The following is a 23,199-nucleotide window of genomic DNA, read 5'->3' as shown; positions in this document are numbered from 1 at the left end:
GCCTCAGACGCTCAGCTCTTTCGGCTCGACCACCGACGTGTCGCGCTCCCAGCCTTCGGTCTCCAGCTTGATCGACTGGATCGCCGTTGCCGCGGTCGAAGCGTCGAGCGCGGGCAACGCCGTGTACTCGCTGACCCAGCAGCGGTAGAGGTGGTAGCTCAGCACCTGCTGGCCGGCCTCGTTGAAGACGTCGACGGTGATGTCCTTGCGGAAATCCGGCAACGATATTCCGGGCGAGGTCAAGCTGCTGACCTTGTTCGCCCACGCTTCGAAGGCGGGGTCGTGCGTGACTCCGCGCTCGAGCGTCACGGACGTGTACGTCGTGAGACCGGGGCTGCGACGGTCGTGGGACGGGTCGCCGCCCACCCGGTGCGACACGGGTGCCGTCGTCCTGGTGAGCGGGCTCATCTTCGACAGCCCCGCCACATAGACCCCGTCCCACTTCACGCGGAACATGTGCGTCTTGTAGGGGTCGTACCGCGTCGGGTTGACGGTGAACTCGGCCATGTCAGGCTCCCGCGTTGATGATCTGGGTGATGGTGATGACCACGAACTCCGCCGGCTTCAGCGGTGCGAAGCCGACGACGACATTCACGCGGCCGGCATCGATCTCGGTCTGTGGGTTCACGCTGCTGTCGCACGTGACGAAGAAGCTGTCGGACTCCGCGCGCGACTCCGACTGCTGGAAGGCGCCCTGGCGGAAGAGGCCGCGCATGAATCCGCCGACGGCGAGCCGCAGCTGCCCCCACAGGACGGGATCGTTCGGCTCGAAGACCGCGAACTGGGTGCCGAGGTAGAGGCTCGACTCGATGTAGTCGGTGAGGCGGCGGATCGGCACGTACTTGAACGGATCGCCCCGGAGGTCCGAGCCGGCGAGCGTTCGCGCGCCCCACACCACCAGTCCGGCACCGGGGAAGCTGCGCAGCACGTTGATGCCGAACGGGTTGAGGTCGCCCGACACCTTGTCGCTCGTCGGCTGTGTGACCCCGATCGCCCCCGCGACGCCCGCCGCGAGGCCGGCGGGAGCCTTCCACACGCCGCGCTCGCTGTCGGTGCGGGCCATGACACCGGCGATCGCGCCGCACGGGGGCAGGCCGGACGGCGTGGAGTCAGGCGTCACCAGACGCGGCCAGTACAGGGCCCCGTGCGGACCCTCCGCCGCGAAGTGCCCGGCGGCGGTGAGGGCCGTCGCATCGGTCACGCTCGGGTCGGGGTCCACCAGGAGGAACGCGTTCTGCTCCTTGCAGTAGGCGAGTGCGGTGCTGACCGCGTCGATGTCGACCGTCGTGACCCCTGGCAGGCACAGCAGATTGAAGCGCGGGAAGTTCAGAACGTCCAGCGCGAGCATGCCCTCACCCGGGGTCGCGGAGACGATGCTGTTCGCATCGACCGCCGCGCCGTCGGAGCCGGATGCGAGCCCGGTGGCCGCAGCGACACCGGGACGATCCGCGGCGCTGCCCGAGATCTCTGTACCGCCCGAGGCGAGGCCCATGGTCAGCAGCGTGCTGGCGTCATTGGCGCCCGACAGCATGACCGTCACCGCGCTGTCCGGACCGGGCGTGTTGCTCTCGAGCTTCAGCCTGCCCCCGTCGTCCGATGGGGTCACGCCGATCGCCGCATTTTGGACGGCCGTGACGAGGTCACCCGTGTTGTGGGAGTCGCCGGGTGCGCCGCCGGGGAACAGAGTGATGTCTGTCGGTGCGCCGCCGTCGACCGCGATCCGCAGTGTGCGGCCGGCAAGCCCGGTGACGCCGCCGGAGAGGTCGTTCTGGCTCTCCGACGTGCCGGGCGAATCGGTGGTCTCGGCGCCGGTCACGGTCGCCGACACCAGCGAGCTCGCCGCGAGCGCCGTCGCCACGTACTGCGGGCTGTGCGGCGACATCGAGAGTTCCTTGAACGTCTCGCTCGCGAGCACCGAGGCGGAGCCGACACCGGGTGCGTAGCTGGTGAGCACGAGGTCGAACCGGTCGTCCGGGTTCACCGTCGACGCCGTCACCTCGACGAAGACTCCCGACTGCGATGCGCCGGTGCCCGTGCCGTTCGCCCACGCTCCCCGGCTCTTCGCCGTCAGCGTGACGGTGACGCCGTTGTTGGGCCCGAAGGTCGCTGTGGCTGCATCCGCGTTCGACGCGAGCGCCCGGACGACGATCGCCTGGCTGCCGCCGTTGGCGAAGAAGTGCGCCACCGCGTACCCCATCGGATGATCGGTGGCATCGACGGGATCGCCGAACGTCCGCACGAAGTCGGCGTAGCTGCCGATCGCCGTCGGTGTGTCCGACGGCCCTTTCCGGGTTGCGCCCACGAAGGCGGTGACGGAGGTGGACACCCCGGAGATGACGTGCGAGCTGGACATCTGCTCGACGATGTACACCCCGGGGTACGTGGTCTGAACCGGCATGGAACGCCTCCATCGACGGGAGTGGCCTGAGGCGACCCAGCCTTCCGTACGGTGCGCGACCAGACCGTGGCGAGACCGTTCGCGTCGTGTGTCCGCGCGTGCATCAGGGCGTTCGCGGACCGTTCGCGGTACGTGATCGCGAGGATCTCACGCGTTCACCGTCGCCGGGTCGCCATCGCCGGGTCGCCATCGCCGGGTCGCCGTCGCAGACGTCGATCAGTTGGCGATGTCCCGCGTGCTCAGCAGCGGGCGCACGAGTGCTTCCATCCGCAGGCCCGGACGAAGCCGCAGCTCACGCCACAGGAGGCTGCTGTAGTCGGCGTAATGCTGGGCGGCCGCGGCGTGATTGCCCAGGGCGATGTGCGCTTGGACGACCAGTCGATGCGCGCTCTCCCGCAGGGGCTCGTCTCGGGTCGCATACAACGCGATGGCGAGGGCGCTGTGCGGCTTCTCCTCGTCGAGCTGGGCCACCGCCAACGCCTCGAGGCAGAGCAGGCGAAGCTGACGGAGCTCGTCGCGGACGGGCGTGAGCCACGCGTCATCCCAGTCGGGAAGAAGGTCGCCGCGAAGCAGCGCGAGCTGCTCGCGATCGGCGAAGGTGCACTCGCCGGCCACGACCCGCTCGACGAGCACGCGCTGGCGCCACAGGTCCACGTCGACGTCCGGTGCGAGCGCGAGCGTGTGCCCGTCGCGCATGATGAGATCCGGCGCCTCCGCCTGAAGAAGGCAGAGGACCCGGCGAAGGCTCCCCGTCGCGCGGGCCTGCGTGGAATCCGGCCACAGACAGCCGGCGACGTGATCGCGCGTGTGGCTTCGGTTCTCGACGGCGAGGTAGGCGATGAGGCGTCGGGCAGGCCTTCCCGTCTCGACGCTGCCCATCGGCAGCTGCAGCCGGAAGTGATGAAGCAGTTCGATGCGACACTCGGGCACCGCCGAACGCTCGGAGAACAACGACTGTACGACCGCCACTGCGCACCCCCCGCGCCAGGTCCCCGGCGCGCCTGCATCCCCCGCCGAGACAAGTCAACGAGAGCACCGTACTCGCGCGCGGGGCCACTCCGAAAGGTCGATGACGAACAGAGTCGAGAAATGCGAACGCCTCGCGGGGGCATCAAGCCCGGCGAGGCGGTTCGTCGCAACCGAAGACACGCCGGGATTCGAACCCCAAGCCAAGAGGCTCATGCCCCCGGCTCCCGCGACCATGCGGAATGACGCATCCGATAGGAGCACGGTAGCGAACGCGACAGCACGCCGCAAGCGACCCTGTCAGTCCGGCAGCGCGTGCTCGGCCCGCGCCCGTGCTCAGTCTGTGATCGGCGACGCGTTCGCGCTGTGGAGGTCCGTGGGGCTCCGACGGAGGCCCGCGAGTCCTCCGATGAACAGGGCGACGCCGAAGGTGAACTCCTCCGCGCTGTCGCGATCGCTCTCCGGTGAGAGGCCGGCGGCGGGCACGACCACGCCGAGGCTGTCGTACTGCATCCGCTGCTGTTCGTGCGACACGTGCCCGATCACGAAGTGCAGGAGGGCGGCCGCGGCACGCGCGGCGAGGTCGGCCGCGTACCCGTCCGCGATGATGGCCGCCGTGAGCCGGTCGCGGGCGGTGGTGCTGCCCAGGCCGAGCGCGAGGGTGCTGGAGACGACCTCCGCACCGTCGCGGTACGCGAGCAGCGCGTCGCGGAGCGCGGCTGCCTCACCCCGGGTGTGCGACTTATCGGTCCGCTCGCTGCGTGAGGCAGCCTGGGCGACGATGCGGTCGGCGAGCTCGGCGAGCAGGCTCTGCTTGTTCGGGAAGTGCCAGTAGAGCGCGCTGGGCTGCAGGTCGAGGGCGCCCGCGAGTCGGCGCATCGTGAGCTCGGGCAGCCCGTCGTCGTCGAGGATCCGCAGCGCTGCGCGGGCCACATCGTCTCGCGTGTGACGGCGTCCGCTTTCCATCCCGGCCATCCTCCAACTATAGTGAACGCCGTTCAGGTGAACGGTGTTCAGGTCGATGCCGTCGACCGACCATGAAGGAGACGCAGATGACCGATCAGCCCCGTTCGCGACGGATGGATGCGACGGACTTGGCTCGCGTGGCCGTGTTCGCCGCGATCGTCGCGGTCCTCGGTCTCCCGGGAGGCTTCACGGTGTTCGGCGCGGTGCCGATCACCGCGCAGACGCTGGGCGTCATGCTGGCCGGCGCGATCCTCGGGCCCTGGCTCGGCGCCCTGTCGATGACGGTGTTCCTCGCACTCGTCGCCGTCGGACTGCCGCTGCTGGCCGGCGGACGAGGCGGGATCGGGGTGTTCTTCGGACCCTCCGCCGGGTATCTGGTCGGATGGATCGTCGGCGCCCTCGTGGTCGGCCTCATCGTGCACGCCGGCGGTCGTAAGCCCGTGACGTGGCGCACCTTCGCGGGCGCGGTCACGGGTGGGATCCTCGTCGTCTACGCGCTCGGCATCCCGGTGCAGAGCCTCGTCACACGCCTGCCCCTGGCCGAGACCGCGCTGATGAGCCTCGTGTACATCCCGGGTGATCTGGTCAAGGCCGTGATCGCGACCGCGGTCGTCATGACTCTCGTGCGCGCGTACCCCCGGGCATTCCGCCGGACGTGGCCGGCGAAGGTCGCCGCATCCGCGCCCGCGGAGCCGGCGCGCGTGCCGTGATCGTCCCGGTCCGCGGCGGCACCGAGGGGATCCTCGAACGCCTCCGGGCGATGCGTGCAGCGGGAGACGTCCCTCTGGTCGGTGACGAGCGCTGGCCGCATGCGCAGTGGGACGCCGTGCGATCCCTCGCCGCCGACGCCGAGCCGCCGGTGGAGGCCGCCTGGGCCACGTTGACATCGGGCAGCAGCGGGTCGCCCCGGATCGTGCTGCGCACCGCCGCGTCGTGGTCGGCGTCGTTCGCCGCGGTCGGCGAGGCGATGGATGCGAGCCCCGACGACACGGTGCTGCTCCCGGCGCCGGCCGCCGCATCCATGACTCTGTTCTCACTCGCCCACGCGCTCGAGGGCGGACCGCGCCCGCTGCTCAGCGCCGAGGACCGGAACGCCGCGACCCTCTTCCACGGGACGCCACAGGCTCTGCGCGCCGTCCTCGACGCCGGGCCGCCCCCGCTGCTGCGGGTCGCCCTGGTCGGCGGCTCTCACGTCGATGACACCGTGCGCGCGCAGGCGCATGCGGCCGGTATCCGGCTCATCGCCTACTACGGTGCCGCGGAGCTCTCGTTCGTCGCGATCGACGAGGGAGACGGCCTTCGTGCATTCCCCGGGGTCGAACTGCGCATCCGCGGAGGCGAGCTGTGGGTGCGCTCCCCGTTCGTCGCCCTCGGCTACCTCGGCCACGGCGGCCCGCTGCGGCGTGACGGCGACTGGGCCACGGTCGGCGATCGCGCGGAGGTGATCGACGGCCGGCTGCGCCTGCTCGGTCGAGCGGACGACGCCATCCTCAGCGCGTCCGCGACGATCGTGCCCGAGGAGGTCGAGGCGGTGCTGCGATCGGTTCCGGGTGTCCGCGACGCCATCGTGTTCGGTCTGCCGCAGGATCGCGTCGGCGCCCTGGTCGCAGCCTTCGTCGAACTGGATGCCTCAGGCGCATCCGCCCAGATGGAGAACCTCCGCGCGGCCAGCTCGACTCGCCTCGCCCCCGCGCACCGCCCCCGGCGGTGGTACCAGGGCGAACTCCCCCGCACCGCCTCGGGCAAACCCGCCCGGGCCGAGGCGATCCGTCGAGCGCTGGCCGGGGAGGTGGATCGACTTGCCGTCTGACCGGGCTCCCGTCGTCATCGCCGCGCGGCGCACGCCGATCGGCACCCGCGGCCGCGCTCTCGCCGAGCTGGACCTCGCCGCGCTGGCCGCTCCCGTCATCCGGGAGGCCCTCGCGGATGCGGAGGCGATCCTGGGTGCGCCGGTCACGGTCGCCGACGTCGTTCTCGGCAATTGCATGGGACCGGGCGGCAATCCGGGTCGCGTGGCGGCTCTCGCCTCCGGCCTCGGCATCCTCGTTCCGGGCGGCACGGTCGATCGTCAGTGTGGGAGCGGCCTTGCCGCGATCCTCGATGCGGCCGCAGCGACGCTCGGCGACGAGCGGATGCGCATCGCCGGTGGCGTCGAGAGCGCGTCCACGGCTCCCGTGCGCTCGATGGGTGGCGTCGCCTACGCCAAGGCGCCGTTCGCGCCGAACGGATTCCCCGACCCCGACATGACGCGCGCCGCCGAGGATCTCGCCGCGGAGGACGAGATCCCGCGATCCCGGCAGGACGCTCATGCCGCGCGCAGCCACGCCCGCGCGCGGGCCGCCCGGGCCGCCGGCCGCTTCGACGACGAACTCGTGCCGTTCGCCGAGCTCGATCACGACGACGCGATCGGCGCCGCCGAGCGGCTGCTCCCCCGTCTCACCCCCCTCTTCCCGGGCGGGTCGCTCACCGCCGGGACGGCGACGCGCATCGGCGACGGCGCCGCGGCCGTCCTCGTCGTCCCCGCGGGCACGGCACCCGGTCTGGCGCTGCGCGCCTCTGCCATCATCGGCTGCGACCCCGCACTGCCCGGCATCGGGGCCGCCCCCGCAGTGCGGGCCGCCCTCGCGTCCGCCGGCACGCGAGTCGAGGACATCACCGCGTTCGAGATCGTGGAGGCCTTCGCCGCACAGAGTCTCGCCGTGCTCGATCGGCTCGGCATCGCCGAAGACGATCCGAGAGTCTGCGCCGACGGTGGCGCGCTCGCCCTGGGGCATCCGTGGGGAGCGAGCGGAGCGGTCGCCGTCGTGCGCCTCTTCAGTCGGCTCGTGCGCGGCGGCGCACCCTCGGGGACGCTCGGGGTCGCCGCAGCATCCGTCGGCGGGGGCCTCGGCATCGCCGCCGTCCTGGAGGTGGTGCGATGAGCATCCGGCTCGAGGCCGTGTCGGTGCGTCTCGGGGATGCCGACGTCCTCCGCGACGTGTCCGCCGACATCGACGCACGCACGGTCGCCGTGATCGGCGAGAACGGGTCGGGCAAGTCCACGTTCGCCCGGCTGATCGGCGGTCTCGTCGGTCGCACCGGCGGCACGTTGCGGATCCTCGGACTCGACCCCGCAACGCACGCCAAGCAGCTCCAGCGGCGGACAGCGCTCGTGTTCAGCAACCCGGATGCGCAGATCCTGATGCCCACCGTCGCCGAAGATGTCGCGTTCTCTCTGCGCGCAGACCGCCTGCCGACCGCCGAGGTGCGGGAGCGCGTCGCCGCCGCGCTCGACCGATTCCGTCTCACCGAACTCGCCGACCGCCCCTCTCACGACCTCTCCGGCGGACAGAAGCAGCTGCTCGCCCTCTGCGGCGCCTTCATCCGCAGACCGGAGCTCGTCGTCGCCGATGAGCCCACCGCCTACCTCGACGCCCGCAACGCGCGGCGCGTCGCCGATCATCTGTTCGAGGACACCGGGCATCGACTGGTGCTCGTCACGCACGACCTCGAGCTCGCGCGGCGATGCGACATGGCCGTGCTCTTCGCCGGGGGACGCCTCGTCGCCGCTGGCGAACCCGCGGCGATCGTCGCCGATTACGAGGCGATGCTGCGATGCTGACCCTCTATCGACCGGGTGACGGGCCGCCGCATCGCATGCCCGCGGGGCGCAAGACCCTCCTCGTCCTCGCCCTGGTGCTCGGCGTCTCCTTGCTGCCCTCGTCGTGGTGGGCTGCCGCGGTCGCGGCCGCCGTGACACTCCTCGCGTATGTGCTCGCCGGTCTGCGCGACGGGATGCTCGGCATGCACGAACTCGCGCGCCAGGTTCTCGCCCTGCGCTGGGTCCTCGCGATCACGATCGTCAGCCAGCTCATCTTCCTCGGCCCCGAACCCGCGGTCGCGAACACGGCCCGCGTGGCCGCCGCCGTCGTCCTCAGTGCGCTGCTCGTGCTGACGACCCGGGTCACCGCACTTCTGGACGCTGTCGAGCGCGGACTGCGCCCGCTCGCGCGTCTGCGGCTCGACCCGCAGATGGCGGCCCTCGTGCTCACCGTGACCCTGACCACGATCCCGACGCTCGCCCGGCTCGCCCGGGAGGTCCGCGACGCGCAGCGCGCCCGCGGCGCCCGCGGAAGCCTGCGCGCGTTCGCCGTGCCGTTCCTCGTCCTCGCGTCCCAGCACGCGTTCGAGCTCGGCGACGCCCTCACCGCCCGGGGCATCCGATGATCGATCGCCGGCCGCGTGTGCTCGGAGCGGTCGTCGACGAGCAGACCCGCTGCGTCCACTACTCGACGCCGCTCGACATCGTCGCGATCGAGTTCGCCTGCTGCCGTGAGTTCTACCCGTGCCACCTCTGCCACGCCGAGACCGCCGATCATCCCGCCAGGCAGTGGCCTCTCACGGAGCGCGACGAGCGCGCCGTGCTCTGCGGTGTCTGCGGGCGTGTTCTCACCATCGCCGAGTATCTCGAAGCAGATCGCTGTCCGGCCTGTCGCTCGCCCTTCAACCCGCGCTGCACGCTGCACACCCACCTCTACTTCGAGGTGGAGTCGCCGGCGACTCAGGCGGCCTCCTGGAGGCCTGCCGAGATCAGGTCGGCGAGTGCAGGCAGGTCGGCGGCATCCGACCCACCGGCGGACGTCTCCGACGGGCCGGGAGCCGCGTCGGCCTCCGCGGCGATGTGATCGTGCAGAGCCGGAGTCATGATGATCGCGACCCATGCGGTCGCCGCGGCCCGCAGCCGATGTGACGCGATCGGGTGAAGGATGCTCGCCCGCAGGACATGCTCGACGAGGCTCAGCAGCTGCCCGCGGTAGTCGCGCAGACTCGCGTGCACCTCGGGATGCGTGCGCTGTTCGCGCCACACGATGACACGTCGCACCGCCGACTCGTCCTGAAGCCGGCGCAGTACCCGCGACACATTCAGGAGGGCACGCGCCGGGTCGCCGCGGGCGATGAGAGCGGTCGCATCGATGGGATCGAGCTCGAGCCGCTCCCCGACCAACGCCCGCAGGAGGTCGGTCTTGGTGGGGAAGTAGTAGAACAGCAGCCCCTTCGGCACACCGGCGGACCCGGCGATCGCCGCCGTCGGTGTGGCGTCGAAGCCGCGCTCGGCGAACAGGCGCTCCGCAGCATCCAGAATGAGCGTCCTGCTCTCCCTGCTTCGAGTCATCGTCGCATCCTCACACGTGCGACCGGGACGCCGGCCTCAGCCGTCGTCCCAGTCTCTCGAACAGATTCAGTGCGGGAGTGAGCGGTCATGCGCGTGCATGGCCGGTCTGATCGCGACCGCCGCAACGATCACGGCGATGATTCCGCCGACCCAGCTGACCCAGGCAGGCCCCATGGTCGCCCCGCTTGCGTACTGGCCGATCCACGGAGCGATGATCAGCAGGACACCGAGTGCCAGCTGCACGTACTCGGTCGCGACGAGACCCGGCATTGCCAGGTTCACGAGGCCGGAGGCGATCAGCAGGATCCCGAGTGTCAGCATCCACGCCATCGAGGCACCGACCTGTGGCATGACGAACGTCGACACCGCGACGAGGAGTCCGACGCCCACGGCCACCCAGTCCTCCCAGCGCATCCATCTCTTCATTCGACTCTCCCTCCTTCACAAGGTGATGGCTCCCGATCGGGGGTCGATTCAACGGTAGATCTGACTGACCGCCCGGTCAAGACCGTCCCCAGCGACGCCGGTCGCAGTCGCCGCCTCAGTCCGCGTTCTCGGGAAGGGCGACCTTCGGCTTCGCCCACGAGCGACCGAGAGTGTCCTTGAGGATGTCGTACTCGACATCCACGTGAGGTTCGATCGCGCTGTACTTGTCATTCGGGGCGCCGATCACCAACTGGAAGCCGAGGCCGCGCCAGGCGCCGATCGCGCGCTTCGTGAAGTGGGCATCCGCCTTGATGAGCGCTTCGTCCATGAACACCGGCGCGTAGCGCGGACGCTCGGAGCCCGCATCCCCCAGCTGATAGCGGAGGGCCGCGCCCACGATGAACGCGATGAGCTCTTGCGACTCTCCGCCGGACTTCTCGCCGATGTGGTCGTAGAGCGCGACGTGGTCCTTGGTGGATGCGTCGACCCGCTCGGCGCTGACCCGCACGTGATTGCGGACGTCGATGAGGTCGCCGAAGTCCGGGGCCGACCGGCGCATCCGGCCGATGAGTCGCGCCATGCGTCGGTACACGTTCTCGCGGGCGTCGTCCGTCGACGCGTTCTCGATGAGGCCGCGCACCTCGCGCAACTCGCGACGGAAGCGCTTGCGCGCCTCGGACTGGTTCTCACGCGTCGTGATCTGCAGGCGGTGGTCGTCGTCGTAGAACGGCAGATCCTGCATGATCACGTTGATCGGCTCGATGCGATCGCGGATCTCCCTCAGCGACCGGCTGAGCGTCGAGTCGAGGCTCGTGAGGTCGTTGCCGGAGAGTTTCAGCAGGCTGTCCCGCCACTCCGCCTCGAGCTCGTGGAGGCCGCTCGTCTCGAGCGCCTCGAGGATGCGCTCGAAGTCGCCCACCGATTCGTCGGGGTCCGGGAGCAGGTTGGGATTGGGCCACCGCTCGAGGAAGCCGCTCATGAGGCGGCGCACGTTCTCGCGCTGCTCCTGGTGGGATGCGACGGCGGATGCGCGGTCCTCGTCGAGGCGGTGCGCGGCGGTGGCGAGAGCCGCGTCGAAGCGGGTCAGCACAACGGATGCCGCCGCAGCCGACACCGCCGCCTCCCGGAGCGTGAAGCGGGCGTCGAGGAAGGCGCGCTGCTCGTCGGTGAGCTCGCGCCCCGCATCCATCGCCTGGTCGGTGGTGGTCTGGCTCGCGTCGACCTCGTCGGTGACCTCGGCCCAGCGTGTCTCGAGCTGTTCGCGATCGCCCTCGGCGCGACCGATCTCCTCGCGAAGGCGTGCCGTCTTCGCCTTCGCGTCGGCGATCTGCGTCTGCACGCGCGCGATCTCGGGATTGGCGGCGGCGACCTCGTCGAGCACCGCCGCCCAGCGGTCACGCTCGGACCTCACCGTCTCGACGTCGACCTGCTCCCACGCGATGTCGACGAGCCTGCCGTAGACGGCGAGGCGCCCGTCGATGGAGTCGAGCGCCTCCTCGGCGGTCTGCGCGGCGGTCGATGCGGCGGTGAACCGGTCCCGAGCTGCCTCCAGCCGGGCCGCGAGCTCGCGCAGGCGGCGATCGTTCGAGAATCCCAGGACGTTGTCGCGGCCGTGGCCGCCGTGTGCACCGCGGCTGCCCTGTGAGATCTGGCCGGCGATCGTGAGGGCCATGCGGTGCTGCGAGATCTCGGCGACGGTGTCGACGCAGACGAAGCCGAAGCGCTCCTCGAGCCGCTCCTGCAGCCACCCGGTGAAGGGGGTGCTGCGATAGTCGAGGCGGCCGGGGAGGGTGCGGGCATCCTTCCCGCCGGAGGCGTCGAGTCCTGTGTGGACGCCCTCGTAACGCAACCGCACGGGCACGCGCACCGAGTCGATCGCGGCGCGGAACCGCGCCAGGTGCGCCGTGTCGATCATGAGGGTCGTGGCGAAGCCGCCGAGGGCCAGGTTGAAGGCCTCGCGCCACGGCTCGAACTCGGTGCGCACCTCGATCAGCTCGGCGACGAACGGCAGCTCGTCGGGCTCGAGCCCGGCCGCGCGTGCGACGAGCTCTCGCGTCTCATGCAGAGGGCGTGGGATGCTGTCGTGCCGGCCGGCCGCGCGGCGCACCTCCGCCTCCAGTTCGGCGACCTCTGATGCGGCCGCCTTCCGCTCGGAGACGGCATCAGAGTAGGCGTCACGGGCGGTGCGCTTGGCGTCCGCATCCGCGAGCTCGGCGCGCGCATGCGAGGCGAGCGCCTCGAACTGCTCGCGCGTCGACACCTCGACGCCGATGCGCTGCAGGTCCTCGTCGAGGCGGGCGCGATTGCGGGATGCGCCGTCGACCCGCGCCTCCGCCCCGCGCAGCTCGCGCTGCGCGGTCTCGAATCGGTCGCCGCCGGAGAGTCGCAGGACATCGGCGAGCCCGTCGCGCTCGGTCTCCGCGGCGTCCGCCAGCGCACGCTTCTCGCGCAGCAGGATGTCGATGGCGCGGGTGCGATCGCGCAACTCCGCCTCGGCGTTGCGCAGCAGGTCGAGCCGGCGCTCCGCGCGCCACAGGCTCGCGAGCGACGTCGGGTCGGAGAAGGAGCCGATCGCGTCGATGATCTCCACGCGCTCGGCGGCCGCGGCGATCTTCGTCCGGAGGTCCCGGAGGGGCTCGAGGGCGCTCACCTGCTGCCTGGCCGTGAGCATGCGGGTGCGCGTGCTCTCGAGCTCGTCGAAGTGGGCGACGACCGCGTCGGCGGTGGTCATCGTCTCGGGCTCTTCGAGCACGAGACGCTTGTACAGGTCGTCGACGGTCGTGATCTGCTGGCCTGCCTGGATGCGGGCGAGCAGACTCATCGCCTTCGCCCCGGCACCCGCGGCGCCGATGCCGAGCACCGCGTGCAGGCGTGCCGAGAACTCGCGGTCGGTGCCGACGGGATCGAGGCCGGCGGCCCGAAGAGAGGTGTCGGTCAGGTGCGCCGCGGCGGCCGCTTCGAGGGAGCGGAGGTCGAACGCGCCGTGGACCGTCGCGCGGACACGAACGGTGTCCTCCAGGACCCGCGCGGCAGCCGGGATGTACCACGCACGCACGGCGGTGAACCGCGACCCGTCGTGGTCGAGCCACGTCATGGCGACGGCCGTCCATGTGTCGGTCCCGTCGCCGCGGAGCACGCGCATCTTCGTGCCGTCCTCGGTGCGCGACTCGTCGAGCTTGCCGCGCGCGTACGAGAGGATGTTGCGCTGCTCGTCGCCGCGCGGCCGCCCCGTCACTCCCCCGTTGGATGCGCCGTTGAACGGCGTGGTGTGCGGCATCATCAGGGCGATGTACGCATCCATCAAGGTCGACTTGCCCGACCCGGAGCCGCCGCACAGCAGGGTCGCCGCGGGCGAGAGGCGCACCCGGTGCGCGCCGTCATAGCCGCCCCAGTTGACGAGCTGGAGATCCTCGGCGAGCCACTGCTGGCCGCGGGATGCCGCCGGGATCAGTCCGAACAGCGTGTCGAGCATGGTCACAGCGCCATCTCCTCCTGTTCCAGCTCCGCGAGATCGTCCCGCTCGTCGAGGTCGTCGTCTTGGGCGTCGAGGTCGAACGCGTCGACGGCCGCGGAACGATCGCGAGCCGTCTGCGCCCGCAGCCAGGTGCGCAGCTCGCGCAGCTTCTCCGCGCTCAGCACGATCTCGACGAGCGGCGAGATGCGGAACCGACCGGTCGTCTCCTCGTCGACGATGCCGTCCTTCGCGAGTCGCTGCACGGCGGTGCGGATCGCCTTCTGGCGCCGCGCCGTGTCGCCGTCCGCATCCGCGAAGTAGCTCAGCACGGTCTGCTCGATGTCCTCGATGTCGACGCGGGCGGAGGGCTCCCCCGCAGCCGATTCGCGCTGATAGACCGTGCGCAGGTGCACCAGCACGAGCGTCTCCGGGCGCGAATACGCGAGGTCGCGCAGCAGAATCGGCACATCGAGCTCGTCGGAGCGCACCTGCTGCTTGTATGCGATGCCGCGGTCGTGATCGATCACGACACGGACGAACATGTCGTTCAGGCGCGACTCGATGATCTGCTGGTTGTCCAGCAGCACGGTCCACACGTCGCGGTGGCGGTCGGCGTGCACGAAGCGCCGCTGCACGATGAGTGCGAGAGCCCGCCGCACCTCGGGGTCGAGCACACCGCGATCGCCCGGGAACAGCTCGTCCGGGTCCTCCTCCATAGCCACGGGATCGATGAACGGCTCGGCGCGTCCTGCTGTCGTGTCAGTCATCGTCTGCCTCCTTGGCGCTGCGGGCGGTCACTGATCCGAAGGCGAATCGCCGGCTCGAACCGTCGGGGCGCAGCGCCTCGACGACCGAGATCGTGTCGCCCTCGGTGATCCCCGTGCGGTGGGCGATCTCGAGTAGACCGAGAAGATCCACGGGACGCCGCGTGTCGTCGGGGCTGCCGGCGAAGGCGTCCCCCAGGTCGAACTCGTCGCCGAGCGTCGCGACATACGCCTCGAGCTCGGCGTACCGGGGACCGCCCCACGCGCGGGTGTCGGCATCCACGAACTCCGCGTCATCGACGCGCGACAGCGGCACGGGCGCATCGGACGGACGGATGTCACTGACGGACTGGCGAAGATGACCGATGTCCGCGATCGGAAGGCTCCGCACAGGGTCGACCGGCGCATCCGGCGATCCGCTGCGCGTCCAGGCTTGAAGTCCTGACATCACGTCGCGCAGCAGCGCATCGACGTGGCGGTCGCGCACCGGGTCGTGGGTGCGAACCTGACCGGTGATGACATGGGAGGCGCGTCGCTGGGCGGTCAGCACCTCCTGCACGCCCACCTCGACTCGGCGCCCGATGGCGTCGAGCTCGGCACGCTGTTCGGCGTCCATGAGGCGTGCGAAGGGCTGTGCCAGCACGGTGTGCAGCTGCTCGGTCAGGTCGTCGATGCGATCCGGATCGCCGAGGAGGCGCAGTGCGCCCGCGAACGCGCGACCCTCAGGAGTTGACTGCATGACATGCTGGCCGCGCTCCAGATACTCGCGCAGCACCTCACCCGTCGGTCGCACGTCCCGACGCAGGTCTGCGACGACGTCGCGCTGCATGGCCTTGATGGACTCGGCGACCCGGCTGAAGTCCGCGGGCAGCTCCCGCGCCAGGTGAAGGACGTTCTCGGCCTCCTCCAGAAGCTGCTCATCGTCGATGGGCTCCGCTTCGCCCCGCGCCAGCCGGGAGATCTCCGCGTCGAGCGCATCGCGCTCCTGGATGAGCCGCTCGAGTCGCAGTGCCGGGTCGGCCTCGGCGTCGGCGGCGAGCCGCTCCACCGCCTCCAGCAGCGTACGCACGCGCGAGTTCGACACCCGCGTGCGGCCGCCGCCCGTGCGGCCGGTGATCTCGAGCGCACCGACGGCGTGGGCGCTCAGCCGATAGACCTCGGTGTCGCCGTCGATCTGCGGCACGAGCCACCCCACGCGCACCCAGTAGCGGCAGATCTCACGCGCCGTACCCGCCGGCAGGCCGCGCTCCTCTTCGTCGTAGCCGCTGGCCCGCAGCTCGTCGAGGATCTCCGCCACCTCGGCGTGCGCATCCGAGACCGCCACGGTCGGCCGGTCCACGGTGAACACGATCGACAGGACAGCGACGACGAACGGCGCGTAACGACCGTGGAGGAGATCGAGGGTGGGGGTGCGAAACGCTGCGAGGGCCCGCAGATACGCAGCTTCGGCACGCGGACTTCCCATCGCCTCCACACTACGGGAAGCCGGGCGGCGGCCACCGTCGCCGGACGCGAGCGAGATGCGCGCAGGTTCGGGTGGGCCCGCGGCTACTTCAGGTTCAGTGTCGCGTCGGCCGTCGTCCAGTCGGCGGCGATCGCCTGTTGCGCCTGGGCGAGGGTGACCCGGCCGGAGCACACGGCGCGGTGCAGCGTGTTCTCCACGGCGTCCTTCGGGTTCGTGGTGCCCGGGGCGCCGGCGCGGTTCGGCTCGGGCCACAGGTTGCTCACCGTGTTCGTGCCGCCGAGCTGCAGGCTGACCAGGTGGTCGTACTCGGTGGAGTGCTCGGAGGGCAGACCATATTCGGCGAGAGCCTGCTGCTTGTACTTGTCCGTCAGTGACGCGGACGGGCGGACGCCGCCCGTGTAGCCGGTCTTGCAGATGGTCTGCTGGACGTCTGCCTGGGTGACCGCCGGGTCGATGGCACCCGGCGTGCACGAGGCGTCGGGAAGCACAAGACCTGCCGTCTGGTTCACCTCGCGGACGTGGCACTGCCCGGGGTGCAGCGACTCGTCGTCGACCACCGTCCCGGGTGAGGAGACGGCGCGCAGGCCGGGGGTCGCCGACGGTACCGTCGCGGCGACGGCACCGTCGGCGGGCGTCGAGGTCATGCCGAGCGCGTGGGCGGCCGCGGACGTGGCCTTCTGCTGCAGCACGTGGGTCAGGGTGGAACACCCGCACACCGAGAACGTGACGGCAAGAGCGACGGCGACCGCGGTGACGGCGGTGCGGATGGTGCGGGACATGGTTCTCCTCCTGGGCATGGGCTCGGGCTGACGCGCCCATCCGCGGCAGCACCCTGCCGGCAGAGACCATCTCGTCGGGCGACGCGCGGGAGATCACCGCCTGCGCGACGGTGATGCCAGCGGGGGGTTTCATGCGGCGGCCTCAGTCTTCCGTGACCCGTCGTGCTCACCCGGCTTTGATGTCTCCCGGCGCGCCGTCACCGGCGTCGAGGAGGCGTCCGCCGCGGTACCGGCCAGGATCGTCCCAGCTACGTGCGGCATCCGGACTCGCCGAACGGTCACAGAAAGCGCGGCGGCGGCCCTGGCCAACGCATCCGTTACGCACCCTTCTCCGCCTGTTGCTGCGTCGGGAGGTTCCTCCGTTCCGCACGACTCAACTGCGTCGCACCCGGCAGCCCCTTGGGTGGGCGACCGCTGTACCAGAGACCGGTCTTCTCGTACCACTGCACTTTCCGGAAGTGGTCATCGAGCGCCGTGCGGACCGCACCCCTGATCACCCCGTAAATGATCCACACACCGAGCGCAATCATCCCGACGTAGAACCCGCCGACGACAAGCACGCCGACTATCCCGAACGATGTCTCCACGCTGCTCCGATCTGACGGCCGAACGCCAACTTAGTCTGGCGGATGGACGAAGTCGAGGATCAGTCGGCGATGGCTGCTCCTGCTGATGTCCGCTTGCGTCAACGTGCTCGAGCCAGACACGATCTTGGGATGCCCGTTCAGGACCTGCTCGCCAGCCTCGAAGAACTGCCGGCAACCGATCTGCGGGACTCGTACATCCGCTGGGTCCGCTCCACAGGGGACGCGGCTCTGCGGCGCGAGGGAGGGCCAGAGCATCTGACGGCATCCTGCTTCGTGTTCTCGCCCGAGTTCGACCGGGTTCTGCTCTGCTTCCATCGCAAGGGCCAGTTCTGGTTGCAGTTCGGCGGTCACATCGAGCCGGAGGATGCGTCGGTGGCCGATGCCGCGCGGCGAGAGGCTCGGGAAGAGTCCGGAATCGCCGATCTCACGTTGCTCTCCCCCGCGATCCTCGATCTGGACCGCCACGATCTGCACGCGGGGTTCTCGTGCGCCGCGCACTGGGACGTCGTCTACGCCGCCGTGGTATCCCCGGACGCCCATCTCAGGGTGAGCGAAGAGAGCGAGGATGTGCGTTGGTTCGCGATCGACGCGCTCCCCGAGAACGTCCCGCCGGGCTGGCAGTCACGGGTGCAGCAGGCTGCGCGCGAGGCCTCCCGGCGTCAGCTTCGCTGCACGTGACCCGGCGACGCAGTCCTGGCGCGCGCTGTGCGTTCGCGGATCTTCAGCGCCTTCCGCGTCGATGGTCCGTCGTGCGACTCCCGAGGCTTCAGGGTTCGGGAGCTGACGAGAATACCGAGGAGCACGATCGCCGCGCCGACCGGCTGATTCCAGCCGAGGTGCTCTCCGAGCACGACCGTGCCCAGCGCGATCCCTACGACCGGCGTCAGGTACGTCACCGTCGAGGCCGATGTGGCCCCCCACGCGGCGATGATGTTGGTGTTCCAGACGTACGCGAGCCCCGTGCCGAGGACACCCAGAGCGAGCATCGCGAACACGATCCCTGGTGAGATCGCCACTGGTTGCAGCGCGGTGAATGGTGCGAGCAGGAGCATCACGCCTGCGGCGATCCCGACTTGGAGGGTGGCCACCGGGATCGCGGCGAGCTTGCGCGGCGAGATGAACCGTCGCAGGTAGACGAACGCGACTGCGTAGCATGTGGTCGCCGCGAGACACGCGAGCTCACCGACCAACTGCGTACCCCACCGCAGACCCTGCTGCCAGGGCTCGAGCACCAGCAGCACGCCGAGGAACCCGAGCAGAAGTCCGCCCGCCCGGGCGCGATTCGGGCGCTCGGCCGGCAATGCGACCAGGGCGACGAGCATCGTCATCAGCGGAGTGGTCGCGTTGAAGATGCTCGCCACACTCGACGGAACGTAACGCTGTGCCCATGCGAACAACAGGAACGGGGCGACACAGAGCAGGAGTGCGACAACGAGCATGTGCAGCCAGATGACTCGGTCTTTCGGCAACGACTGACGGGTGATCAGGCTCACGACCACGAGCGCCATGGCCCCGCTCACCACGCGCGCGAGGACGATCTGGGCGGGCGAGAGGCCCTGCAGCCCGACGCTCACGAAGAAGAAGCTCGACCCCCAGGTGAGCGCGAGGAGGACGTACTGGACCAAGACCATGTTCTTCACGACGTGCTCCGCGGTAGCCGACTGATTGCTCTGCCCATGCTCCCGGGAGACGAGGTCGATCTCCGGCGGATTCCGGACATCGCAATGCCGGCCGCCCGCCCGTTCTGGTCCGAGGGAAGCCGCCACCCAGTGGTGCCGTCGCGGTGACCGGCTCTCCACCCGGGTCCTGCCGAACCGCGCGTCTTTGAGGGGCCATCTCGCGAGCAGTCGATCGGTCCCCCGGGGGCGCGGCTCCACAGTCCTTGTCGGCGTGCCGGCGGCGGATTGGCCTGGAACCGACCATCGGGGGTCAGCCGACGGTCGTGAGGGCGGTCGAAGCGTGAATTGGCGAGTTAGCCTGGAGCCCATGCCGGCGTCAGACAATCCTGCAGCGTTGGCCGAGTACGACCCGCGCTGGCCGCCGCAAGCGGAGCGGGCGCTCGCCGCGATCCGCGAAGGACTCCACGACCTCCCCGGTATGTCACAGGCACGGTTCGATCACATCGGGTCGACCTCCGTCCCCGGTCTCGCCGCCAAACCGATCATCGATCTGCAGGTGAGCCTTCGCCCGCTCCCCGTGGATGACGATCTCATCCAGCGTCTGGGGCCGCTCGGCTATCGCCGCGCGACGGGTTCGCGGCCGGACTCACCTGGCGTCTACCGGGACCTCCCACGCGGCTCGGCAATAGTCGCGGACGAGGTCTGGTCCAAGTCGCTCTTCGTCAATGAGGATCCAACGGTGATTCTGCACATCCGACGAGCCGATTCGCCGTGGGCGAGCTACACCGTGTGGTTCCGGGATTGGCTCAGAGCCCATCCCACCGAGCGGCAGGAGTACGAAGCGGTCAAGCGTCACCTCAGCGCGCAGAACGCCGGGAGGGCCGACTACGACGACTACACCCACGGAAAGACCGCCTTCTTCGATCGGGTCCAGGACGAGTTCGAACGCTGGGCCGCGCAGTAGGCGGTGCTCCTTGCAGCGCATCGATCGGGGCGCCGTTCCATGGTGTCGGCTTTCATGCCGATGCGCGGAGTGTGCTAAAGATGCGGGATGGATACGGACCGGTTGGCGTCCCTGTGGCCGGCCAGCGGGCTGAGTGTCCGAGCGGGCGATCTCGAATTGCGGTGGATCGACGACGACCTTCTCACCGGCCTCGCCGAACTCGCAGGACGCGGCGTTCACGACCCGGACAAGATGCCCTTCAACGTGCCCTGGACCCGGGGAACGCCTGCGGACGTCGCTCGAAGCGTGTTGGCGTTCCAGTGGGCGGCGCGACCACAAGTCTCGCCGACCGGGAAGTTCACGCTCGAGTTGGGCGTGCTCGTCGAGGGGGTACCGGTGGGCATCCAGGGCGCGTCGGGCGCGGACTGGAGTGCCTGCCGCTCTGTTGAGACGGGCTCTTGGCTCGGCCGCGAGTTTCAGGGCAGAGGCATCGGCACTCGCATGCGCGCCGCGATCGCGTGGGCCTTCTTCGACGGGCTGGCGGCTGTCGAGCTGACCTCTGCGGCGTTCACGGATAACCCGGCCTCGGCGGCGGTGTCCCGCCGGATCGGATACGTCGAGAACGGTACACAGCTTGTCACTCGAGACGGCGTCGCGGCCCGGCAGACGCGCTTTCTCCTGACCCGCGCCCGGTGGGAGCAGGTCAGGCCGCAGCATGAAGCATTGCTCGGTGGTCCGATCGAACTCATCGGCTTCGACGAGCTTCGCGCGCAGCTCGCCAGCTGACACGGATTCCGGCGCGGGTCGCCCGCGATCGCAGTCGCGCGCCTGGCGGCCGGCCTCACGAGGTGAATCACATCCTCTAGGGGCCCCCGCTGCTGATCGAGTGGGGAGATTGCACAACGCGGCATCCAGATCAGGGCGTGAATGACAAAACCCCCGATCTACCGGGGGTTTTCGTCTTGCTGGGGTACCTGGACTCGAACCAAGAACAACTGAACCAGAATCAGCCGTGTTGCCAATTACACCATACCCCAATGGCTTTCAACCGAAGTCGTGCCGAGGATCGAGCTTACCCGATCCCCGGCACACGGCCAAACCGAACGCGCCGCTCGGGCGCGTCAGCCCAGGCTCCGCACGAGGGCGCCGAGGCGGCGCACCGTCTCGGCCTTGCCGAGCAGCTCCATCGACTCGAAGAGCGGCGGCGACACGCGACGACCGCTCATCGCGACGCGCAGCGGGCCGTACGCCACGCGGGGCTTGAGTCCGAGACCGCCCTCTTCGACGGGGTTCACGAGCGCGCCGACGAGCGCCTCCTGAATTCCCGCCGCTGTGAAGTCCGCGTCCGCCACGAGCTCGAGCGCGCCGACGGAGGCAACGAGCACCTCGCCCGCGTTCGCGGGCAGGGAGCCGAGAGCATCCGCCTCGTACGCGACGTCGTCCGTGAAGAGGAAGCCGAGGAGGCCCGGGAGCTCGCCGAGCAGCTGCACGCGCTCCTGGACGAGCGGCGCTGCGCGGAACGCCAGAACGAGCTGCTCGTGGGTCGGCTCCGCCTTGCCCGGGCCGAAGACGTCGGCATCGACGAGGTACGGCAGCATGCGCTCCGCGAAGTCCTTCTCGGAGAGGATCCGGATGTGGTCGCCGTTGATCGACTCGGCCTTCTTCTGGTCGAAGCGCGCCGGGTTCGGGTTCACATTGACGATGTCGAACGCCGCGACGAGCTCGTCGCGCGAGAAGACGTCGCGGTCGGGTGCGAGCGACCAGCCGAGCAGCGAGAGATAGTTGAGCAGGCCCTCGTGGATGAACCCGCTTTCGCGCAGCAGGAACAGGTCCGCCTTGGGATCGCGCTTCGACAGCTTCTTGGTGCCCGTCTCGCCGAGGACGAGCGGCATGTGCGCGAAGCGCGGGATGAACGTCGTGACACCGGCATCCACCAGCGCGCCGTACAGGGCGAGCTGGCGCGCGGTGGAGGGCATGAGGTCCTCCCCGCGGATCACGTGCGTGATGCCCATGAGCGCATCGTCGACGGGGTTCGTGAACGGATACAGCGGCACTCCCCCGGCGCGCACGAGCACGAAGTCCGGGAACGACCCGGCGGGGAACGTCACCTCGCCGCGGATCAGGTCGACGTAGGTGAGGTCGTCCTCCGGCACGCGCAGGCGCCACGCGGGCTCGCGGCCCTCGGCGCGGAACGCGGCCTTCTGCTCGTCGGTCAGGTGGCGATCGAAATTGTCGTAGCCGAGCTGCTTGGCGCGCCCGTTGGCCTCGTTGCGCGCGTCGATCTCCTCGGCGGTCGAGTACGACTCGTACACGGCACCGGATGCGATGAGCTTGTCGAGCACCTCGCGGTAGATGTCGTGCCGCTGCGACTGGCGGTACGGACCGTGCGGGCCACCCTTCTCGACGCCCTCGTCCCAGTCGATCTCGAGCCAGGTCAGCGCGTCGACGAGCTGCCGGTAGCTCTCCTCGCTGTCGCGCGCGGCATCCGTGTCCTCCACGCGGAAGACCATCTTGCCGCCGGTGTGCCGGGCGTACGCCCAGTTGAACAAGGCCGTGCGGACCATGCCGACGTGCGGCAGACCGGTGGGCGACGGGCAGAACCGCACGCGCACATCGGCGCCGCTCGCGGTCGTGGTACGGGAATCGGGTGCAGAAGCCATCCTGTCCAGTCTATTCGGCGGGGCCCGTCAGCCCGCGGGTGTCATGCCGGCCGACGCGGCCTCCAGAGCGCGCAGGAGCGCCGCGAGGGTCGTGCGCACGGACGGCACGCGATCCGCGCCCTGCGCGGTCACCACATGCAGCGTCCGCTCATCGCCCGGCGGGAGCGCCCGCGTCACGATCCCCGGCATGGGCGGGAAGGATGCGACGGCCAGCCGCGGCAGCGTCGCGACACCGATCCCCTGCGCGACGAGACCCTCGACGGCGGCGACGTTGTCGGTCTCGAACGTGATCCGCGGTTCGAACCCGGCGCGGTCGCACACCTCGAGGAGGTGGCCGCGGCAGCGCGGGCATCCCGCGATCCAGTCCTCGCTCGCGAGCGATGCGAGATCGATGGATGCGGCGGCCGCCGCAGGGTGGCCGACCGGCAGTACGGCGAGCAGCTCGTCACGGCCGATCGTCTGCACGGCCAGCCCGCGCGCGCTGAGACGGTGCGGGTCGTCGCGGTCACCCGGATAGCTGAAGGTGAGGGCGATGTCGACGCGGTCGTCGCGGACCGCCTCCACAGCCTCGGGCGGCTCGGCCTCCAGGTAGGTCACCGTGATTCCGGGGTGGTTCTCGGCGAGGTCGGCGAGCAGCCGTGGCACGAGCGTGGGCGATGCGGACGGGAAGCCGGCCAGACGCACACGGCCGGACCGCAGCCCGCGCAGCTCGGCGAGCTCACCGGCCGCCGCATCCAGCGCCGTCGTGACGGCGGGAGCGTGCCGGGCCAGCACGCGCCCGGCTTCTGTGAGACGCACGCGCCGTCCCGCCCGCTCGACGATCGGCACGCCGAGCCGCTGTTCGAGCCGGCGCATCTGCTGACTGAGCGCAGGCTGGCTGTATCCGAGCGCCTCCGCCGCGGCGGTGAGCGACCCTTCATCCGCGATCGCCTTGACGACGCGCAGCGTCTGGACATCGAAGTCCAGGTCATCGAGATCGGCCATATAGTGATCATAATCGCTAGTTATGGAAGACATGAT

Annotated in this window: 22 protein-coding genes, 1 tRNA gene and 1 pseudogene; 9 read left to right on the top strand and 15 right to left on the bottom strand. The window is 70.1% G+C overall.

All coding sequences use genetic code 11. The features are described from left to right. Window positions 1-3: 3 nt before the first annotated feature. The 4 genes from AC0NZN_RS13165 to AC0NZN_RS13150 all read right to left on the bottom strand — a co-directional run bounded on the left by AC0NZN_RS13165 (window position 4) and on the right by AC0NZN_RS13150 (window position 4,339). Entirely contained in the window at window positions 4-507 is a 504-nt protein-coding gene (locus AC0NZN_RS13165) for a phage tail protein (RefSeq protein WP_474592753.1), read from the bottom strand. A gap of 1 nt (window position 508) precedes the next feature. Then, a complete protein-coding gene (locus AC0NZN_RS13160) occupies window positions 509-2,398 on the bottom strand; it encodes a phage tail sheath subtilisin-like domain-containing protein (protein WP_474592752.1) in 1,890 nt (629 codons plus the stop codon). 216 nt (window positions 2,399-2,614) lie between these two features. Next, window positions 2,615-3,328: an AfsR/SARP family transcriptional regulator gene (locus tag AC0NZN_RS13155; RefSeq protein WP_474592751.1), complete on the bottom strand. Its 714-nt coding sequence runs from the start codon at window positions 3,326-3,328 to the stop codon at window positions 2,615-2,617. Window positions 3,329-3,700: 372 nt separating this feature from the next. Beyond that, window positions 3,701-4,339, bottom strand: a complete 639-nt coding sequence (locus tag AC0NZN_RS13150; RefSeq protein ID WP_474592750.1) for a TetR family transcriptional regulator — start codon at window positions 4,337-4,339, stop codon at window positions 3,701-3,703. Window positions 4,340-4,416: 77 nt separating this feature from the next. Between AC0NZN_RS13150 and AC0NZN_RS13145 the strand changes: the two genes are divergently transcribed. The 6 genes and pseudogenes from AC0NZN_RS13145 to AC0NZN_RS13120 all read left to right on the top strand — a co-directional run. Further along, window positions 4,417-5,040 carry a biotin transporter BioY gene (locus tag AC0NZN_RS13145; protein ID WP_474592749.1) on the top strand — a complete coding sequence of 208 codons (624 nt, stop codon included), beginning with the start codon at window positions 4,417-4,419 and terminating at the stop codon, window positions 5,038-5,040. Beyond that, complete coding sequence (locus AC0NZN_RS13140) at window positions 4,986-6,140, top strand: class I adenylate-forming enzyme family protein (RefSeq protein WP_474592748.1); 1,155 nt, start codon at window positions 4,986-4,988, stop codon at window positions 6,138-6,140. The genes AC0NZN_RS13145 and AC0NZN_RS13140 overlap by 55 nt, the downstream gene beginning before the upstream one ends. Further along, a complete protein-coding gene (locus tag AC0NZN_RS13135) occupies window positions 6,130-7,251 on the top strand; it encodes a thiolase family protein (RefSeq protein ID WP_474592747.1) in 1,122 nt (373 codons plus the stop codon). Before AC0NZN_RS13140 ends, AC0NZN_RS13135 begins: the two co-directional genes overlap by 11 nt. After that, entirely contained in the window at window positions 7,248-7,931 is a 684-nt protein-coding gene (locus tag AC0NZN_RS13130) for an energy-coupling factor ABC transporter ATP-binding protein (protein WP_474592746.1), read from the top strand. The genes AC0NZN_RS13135 and AC0NZN_RS13130 overlap by 4 nt, the downstream gene beginning before the upstream one ends. Beyond that, window positions 7,925-8,536 carry an energy-coupling factor transporter transmembrane component T gene (locus AC0NZN_RS13125; protein WP_474592745.1) on the top strand — a complete coding sequence of 204 codons (612 nt, stop codon included), beginning with the start codon at window positions 7,925-7,927 and terminating at the stop codon, window positions 8,534-8,536. Before AC0NZN_RS13130 ends, AC0NZN_RS13125 begins: the two co-directional genes overlap by 7 nt. Next, window positions 8,533-8,763, top strand: a pseudogene (locus tag AC0NZN_RS13120) (CHY zinc finger protein); the annotation flags it as partial. The gene AC0NZN_RS13125 and the pseudogene AC0NZN_RS13120, both read left to right, overlap by 4 nt. 107 nt (window positions 8,764-8,870) lie before the next feature. On the opposite strand, the gene AC0NZN_RS13115 reads toward AC0NZN_RS13120, so the two are convergent. The 7 genes from AC0NZN_RS13115 to AC0NZN_RS13085 form a co-directional block, all read right to left on the bottom strand. After that, a complete protein-coding gene (locus AC0NZN_RS13115; RefSeq protein ID WP_474592744.1) occupies window positions 8,871-9,482 on the bottom strand; it encodes a TetR/AcrR family transcriptional regulator in 612 nt (203 codons plus the stop codon). 66 nt (window positions 9,483-9,548) lie between these two features. Then, entirely contained in the window at window positions 9,549-9,908 is a 360-nt protein-coding gene (locus tag AC0NZN_RS13110; RefSeq protein WP_474592743.1) for an SPW repeat domain-containing protein, read from the bottom strand. Between the two features lie 115 nt (window positions 9,909-10,023). After that, entirely contained in the window at window positions 10,024-13,386 is a 3,363-nt protein-coding gene (locus AC0NZN_RS13105) for an ATP-binding protein (RefSeq protein ID WP_474592742.1), read from the bottom strand. Next, complete coding sequence (locus AC0NZN_RS13100) at window positions 13,383-14,129, bottom strand: DUF4194 domain-containing protein (protein WP_474592741.1); 747 nt, start codon at window positions 14,127-14,129, stop codon at window positions 13,383-13,385. Before AC0NZN_RS13100 ends, AC0NZN_RS13105 begins: the two co-directional genes overlap by 4 nt. Next, window positions 14,122-15,591 carry a DUF3375 domain-containing protein gene (locus tag AC0NZN_RS13095; protein ID WP_474592740.1) on the bottom strand — a complete coding sequence of 490 codons (1,470 nt, stop codon included), beginning with the start codon at window positions 15,589-15,591 and terminating at the stop codon, window positions 14,122-14,124. The genes AC0NZN_RS13100 and AC0NZN_RS13095 overlap by 8 nt, the downstream gene beginning before the upstream one ends. 83 nt (window positions 15,592-15,674) lie before the next feature. Continuing rightward, complete coding sequence (locus AC0NZN_RS13090; protein WP_474592739.1) at window positions 15,675-16,370, bottom strand: hypothetical protein; 696 nt, start codon at window positions 16,368-16,370, stop codon at window positions 15,675-15,677. Between the two features lie 317 nt (window positions 16,371-16,687). Next, window positions 16,688-16,957 (bottom strand): hypothetical protein, encoded by a 270-nt coding sequence (locus AC0NZN_RS13085; protein ID WP_474592738.1) that lies wholly within the window; start codon window positions 16,955-16,957, stop codon window positions 16,688-16,690. Between the two features lie 42 nt (window positions 16,958-16,999). On the opposite strand from AC0NZN_RS13085, the gene AC0NZN_RS13080 reads away from it, so the two are divergent. Continuing rightward, window positions 17,000-17,635, top strand: a complete 636-nt coding sequence (locus tag AC0NZN_RS13080; RefSeq protein WP_474592737.1) for an NUDIX hydrolase — start codon at window positions 17,000-17,002, stop codon at window positions 17,633-17,635. Here the strand turns inward: AC0NZN_RS13080 and AC0NZN_RS13075 are convergent. After that, on the bottom strand, window positions 17,617-18,588 hold the full coding sequence (locus AC0NZN_RS13075) for a DMT family transporter (protein WP_474592847.1): 972 nt from the start codon (window positions 18,586-18,588) through the stop codon (window positions 17,617-17,619). The genes AC0NZN_RS13080 and AC0NZN_RS13075 overlap by 19 nt on opposite strands. 355 nt (window positions 18,589-18,943) lie before the next feature. Here AC0NZN_RS13075 and AC0NZN_RS13070 point away from each other — a divergent pair, with 355 nt between their 5' ends. Then, the gene (locus AC0NZN_RS13070) at window positions 18,944-19,540 is read left to right on the top strand and encodes a GrpB family protein (RefSeq protein ID WP_474592736.1); all 597 of its coding nucleotides are present in this window, start codon (window positions 18,944-18,946) and stop codon (window positions 19,538-19,540) included. Window positions 19,541-19,627: 87 nt separating this feature from the next. Beyond that, complete coding sequence (locus AC0NZN_RS13065) at window positions 19,628-20,305, top strand: GNAT family N-acetyltransferase (protein WP_474592735.1); 678 nt, start codon at window positions 19,628-19,630, stop codon at window positions 20,303-20,305. Window positions 20,306-20,484: 179 nt separating this feature from the next. Here the strand turns inward: AC0NZN_RS13065 and AC0NZN_RS13060 are convergent. The 3 genes from AC0NZN_RS13060 to AC0NZN_RS13050 all read right to left on the bottom strand — a co-directional run bounded on the left by AC0NZN_RS13060 (window position 20,485) and on the right by AC0NZN_RS13050 (window position 23,163). After that, window positions 20,485-20,556 (bottom strand) — tRNA-Gln (locus AC0NZN_RS13060). Between the two features lie 84 nt (window positions 20,557-20,640). Beyond that, window positions 20,641-22,179, bottom strand: a complete 1,539-nt coding sequence (gltX, locus tag AC0NZN_RS13055) for a glutamate--tRNA ligase (RefSeq protein ID WP_474592734.1) — start codon at window positions 22,177-22,179, stop codon at window positions 20,641-20,643. 27 nt (window positions 22,180-22,206) lie between these two features. Further along, entirely contained in the window at window positions 22,207-23,163 is a 957-nt protein-coding gene (locus AC0NZN_RS13050; RefSeq protein WP_474592733.1) for a LysR family transcriptional regulator, read from the bottom strand. Window positions 23,164-23,199 lie beyond the last annotated feature (36 nt).

It is taken from the genome of Microbacterium sp. sgz311019, from assembly GCF_056135325.1.
The sequence above is the reverse complement of the archived record's forward strand: the minus strand, read 5'-3'. Positions and strand labels throughout refer to the sequence as shown.

What these genes read in the sequence shown, in the direction of transcription:
- AC0NZN_RS13165 (WP_474592753.1), bottom strand. Translation starts at nt 507, where the DNA reads ATGGCCGAGTTCACCGTCAACCCGACGCGGTACGACCCCTACAAGACG.
- AC0NZN_RS13160 (WP_474592752.1), bottom strand. Translation starts at nt 2,398, where the DNA reads ATGCCGGTTCAGACCACGTACCCCGGGGTGTACATCGTCGAGCAGATG.
- AC0NZN_RS13150 (WP_474592750.1), bottom strand. Translation starts at nt 4,339, where the DNA reads ATGGCCGGGATGGAAAGCGGACGCCGTCACACGCGAGACGATGTGGCC.
- AC0NZN_RS13145 (WP_474592749.1), top strand. Translation starts at nt 4,417, where the DNA reads ATGACCGATCAGCCCCGTTCGCGACGGATGGATGCGACGGACTTGGCT.
- AC0NZN_RS13130 (WP_474592746.1), top strand. Translation starts at nt 7,248, where the DNA reads ATGAGCATCCGGCTCGAGGCCGTGTCGGTGCGTCTCGGGGATGCCGAC.
- AC0NZN_RS13125 (WP_474592745.1), top strand. Translation starts at nt 7,925, where the DNA reads ATGCTGACCCTCTATCGACCGGGTGACGGGCCGCCGCATCGCATGCCC.
- AC0NZN_RS13115 (WP_474592744.1), bottom strand. Translation starts at nt 9,482, where the DNA reads ATGACTCGAAGCAGGGAGAGCAGGACGCTCATTCTGGATGCTGCGGAG.
- AC0NZN_RS13110 (WP_474592743.1), bottom strand. Translation starts at nt 9,908, where the DNA reads ATGAAGAGATGGATGCGCTGGGAGGACTGGGTGGCCGTGGGCGTCGGA.
- AC0NZN_RS13100 (WP_474592741.1), bottom strand. Translation starts at nt 14,129, where the DNA reads ATGACTGACACGACAGCAGGACGCGCCGAGCCGTTCATCGATCCCGTG.
- AC0NZN_RS13095 (WP_474592740.1), bottom strand. Translation starts at nt 15,591, where the DNA reads ATGGGAAGTCCGCGTGCCGAAGCTGCGTATCTGCGGGCCCTCGCAGCG.
- AC0NZN_RS13090 (WP_474592739.1), bottom strand. Translation starts at nt 16,370, where the DNA reads ATGTCCCGCACCATCCGCACCGCCGTCACCGCGGTCGCCGTCGCTCTT.
- AC0NZN_RS13080 (WP_474592737.1), top strand. Translation starts at nt 17,000, where the DNA reads ATGGACGAAGTCGAGGATCAGTCGGCGATGGCTGCTCCTGCTGATGTC.
- AC0NZN_RS13075 (WP_474592847.1), bottom strand. Translation starts at nt 18,588, where the DNA reads ATGGTCTTGGTCCAGTACGTCCTCCTCGCGCTCACCTGGGGGTCGAGC.
- AC0NZN_RS13070 (WP_474592736.1), top strand. Translation starts at nt 18,944, where the DNA reads ATGCCGGCGTCAGACAATCCTGCAGCGTTGGCCGAGTACGACCCGCGC.
- AC0NZN_RS13065 (WP_474592735.1), top strand. Translation starts at nt 19,628, where the DNA reads ATGGATACGGACCGGTTGGCGTCCCTGTGGCCGGCCAGCGGGCTGAGT.
- gltX (WP_474592734.1), bottom strand. Translation starts at nt 22,179, where the DNA reads ATGGCTTCTGCACCCGATTCCCGTACCACGACCGCGAGCGGCGCCGAT.
- AC0NZN_RS13050 (WP_474592733.1), bottom strand. Translation starts at nt 23,163, where the DNA reads ATGGCCGATCTCGATGACCTGGACTTCGATGTCCAGACGCTGCGCGTC.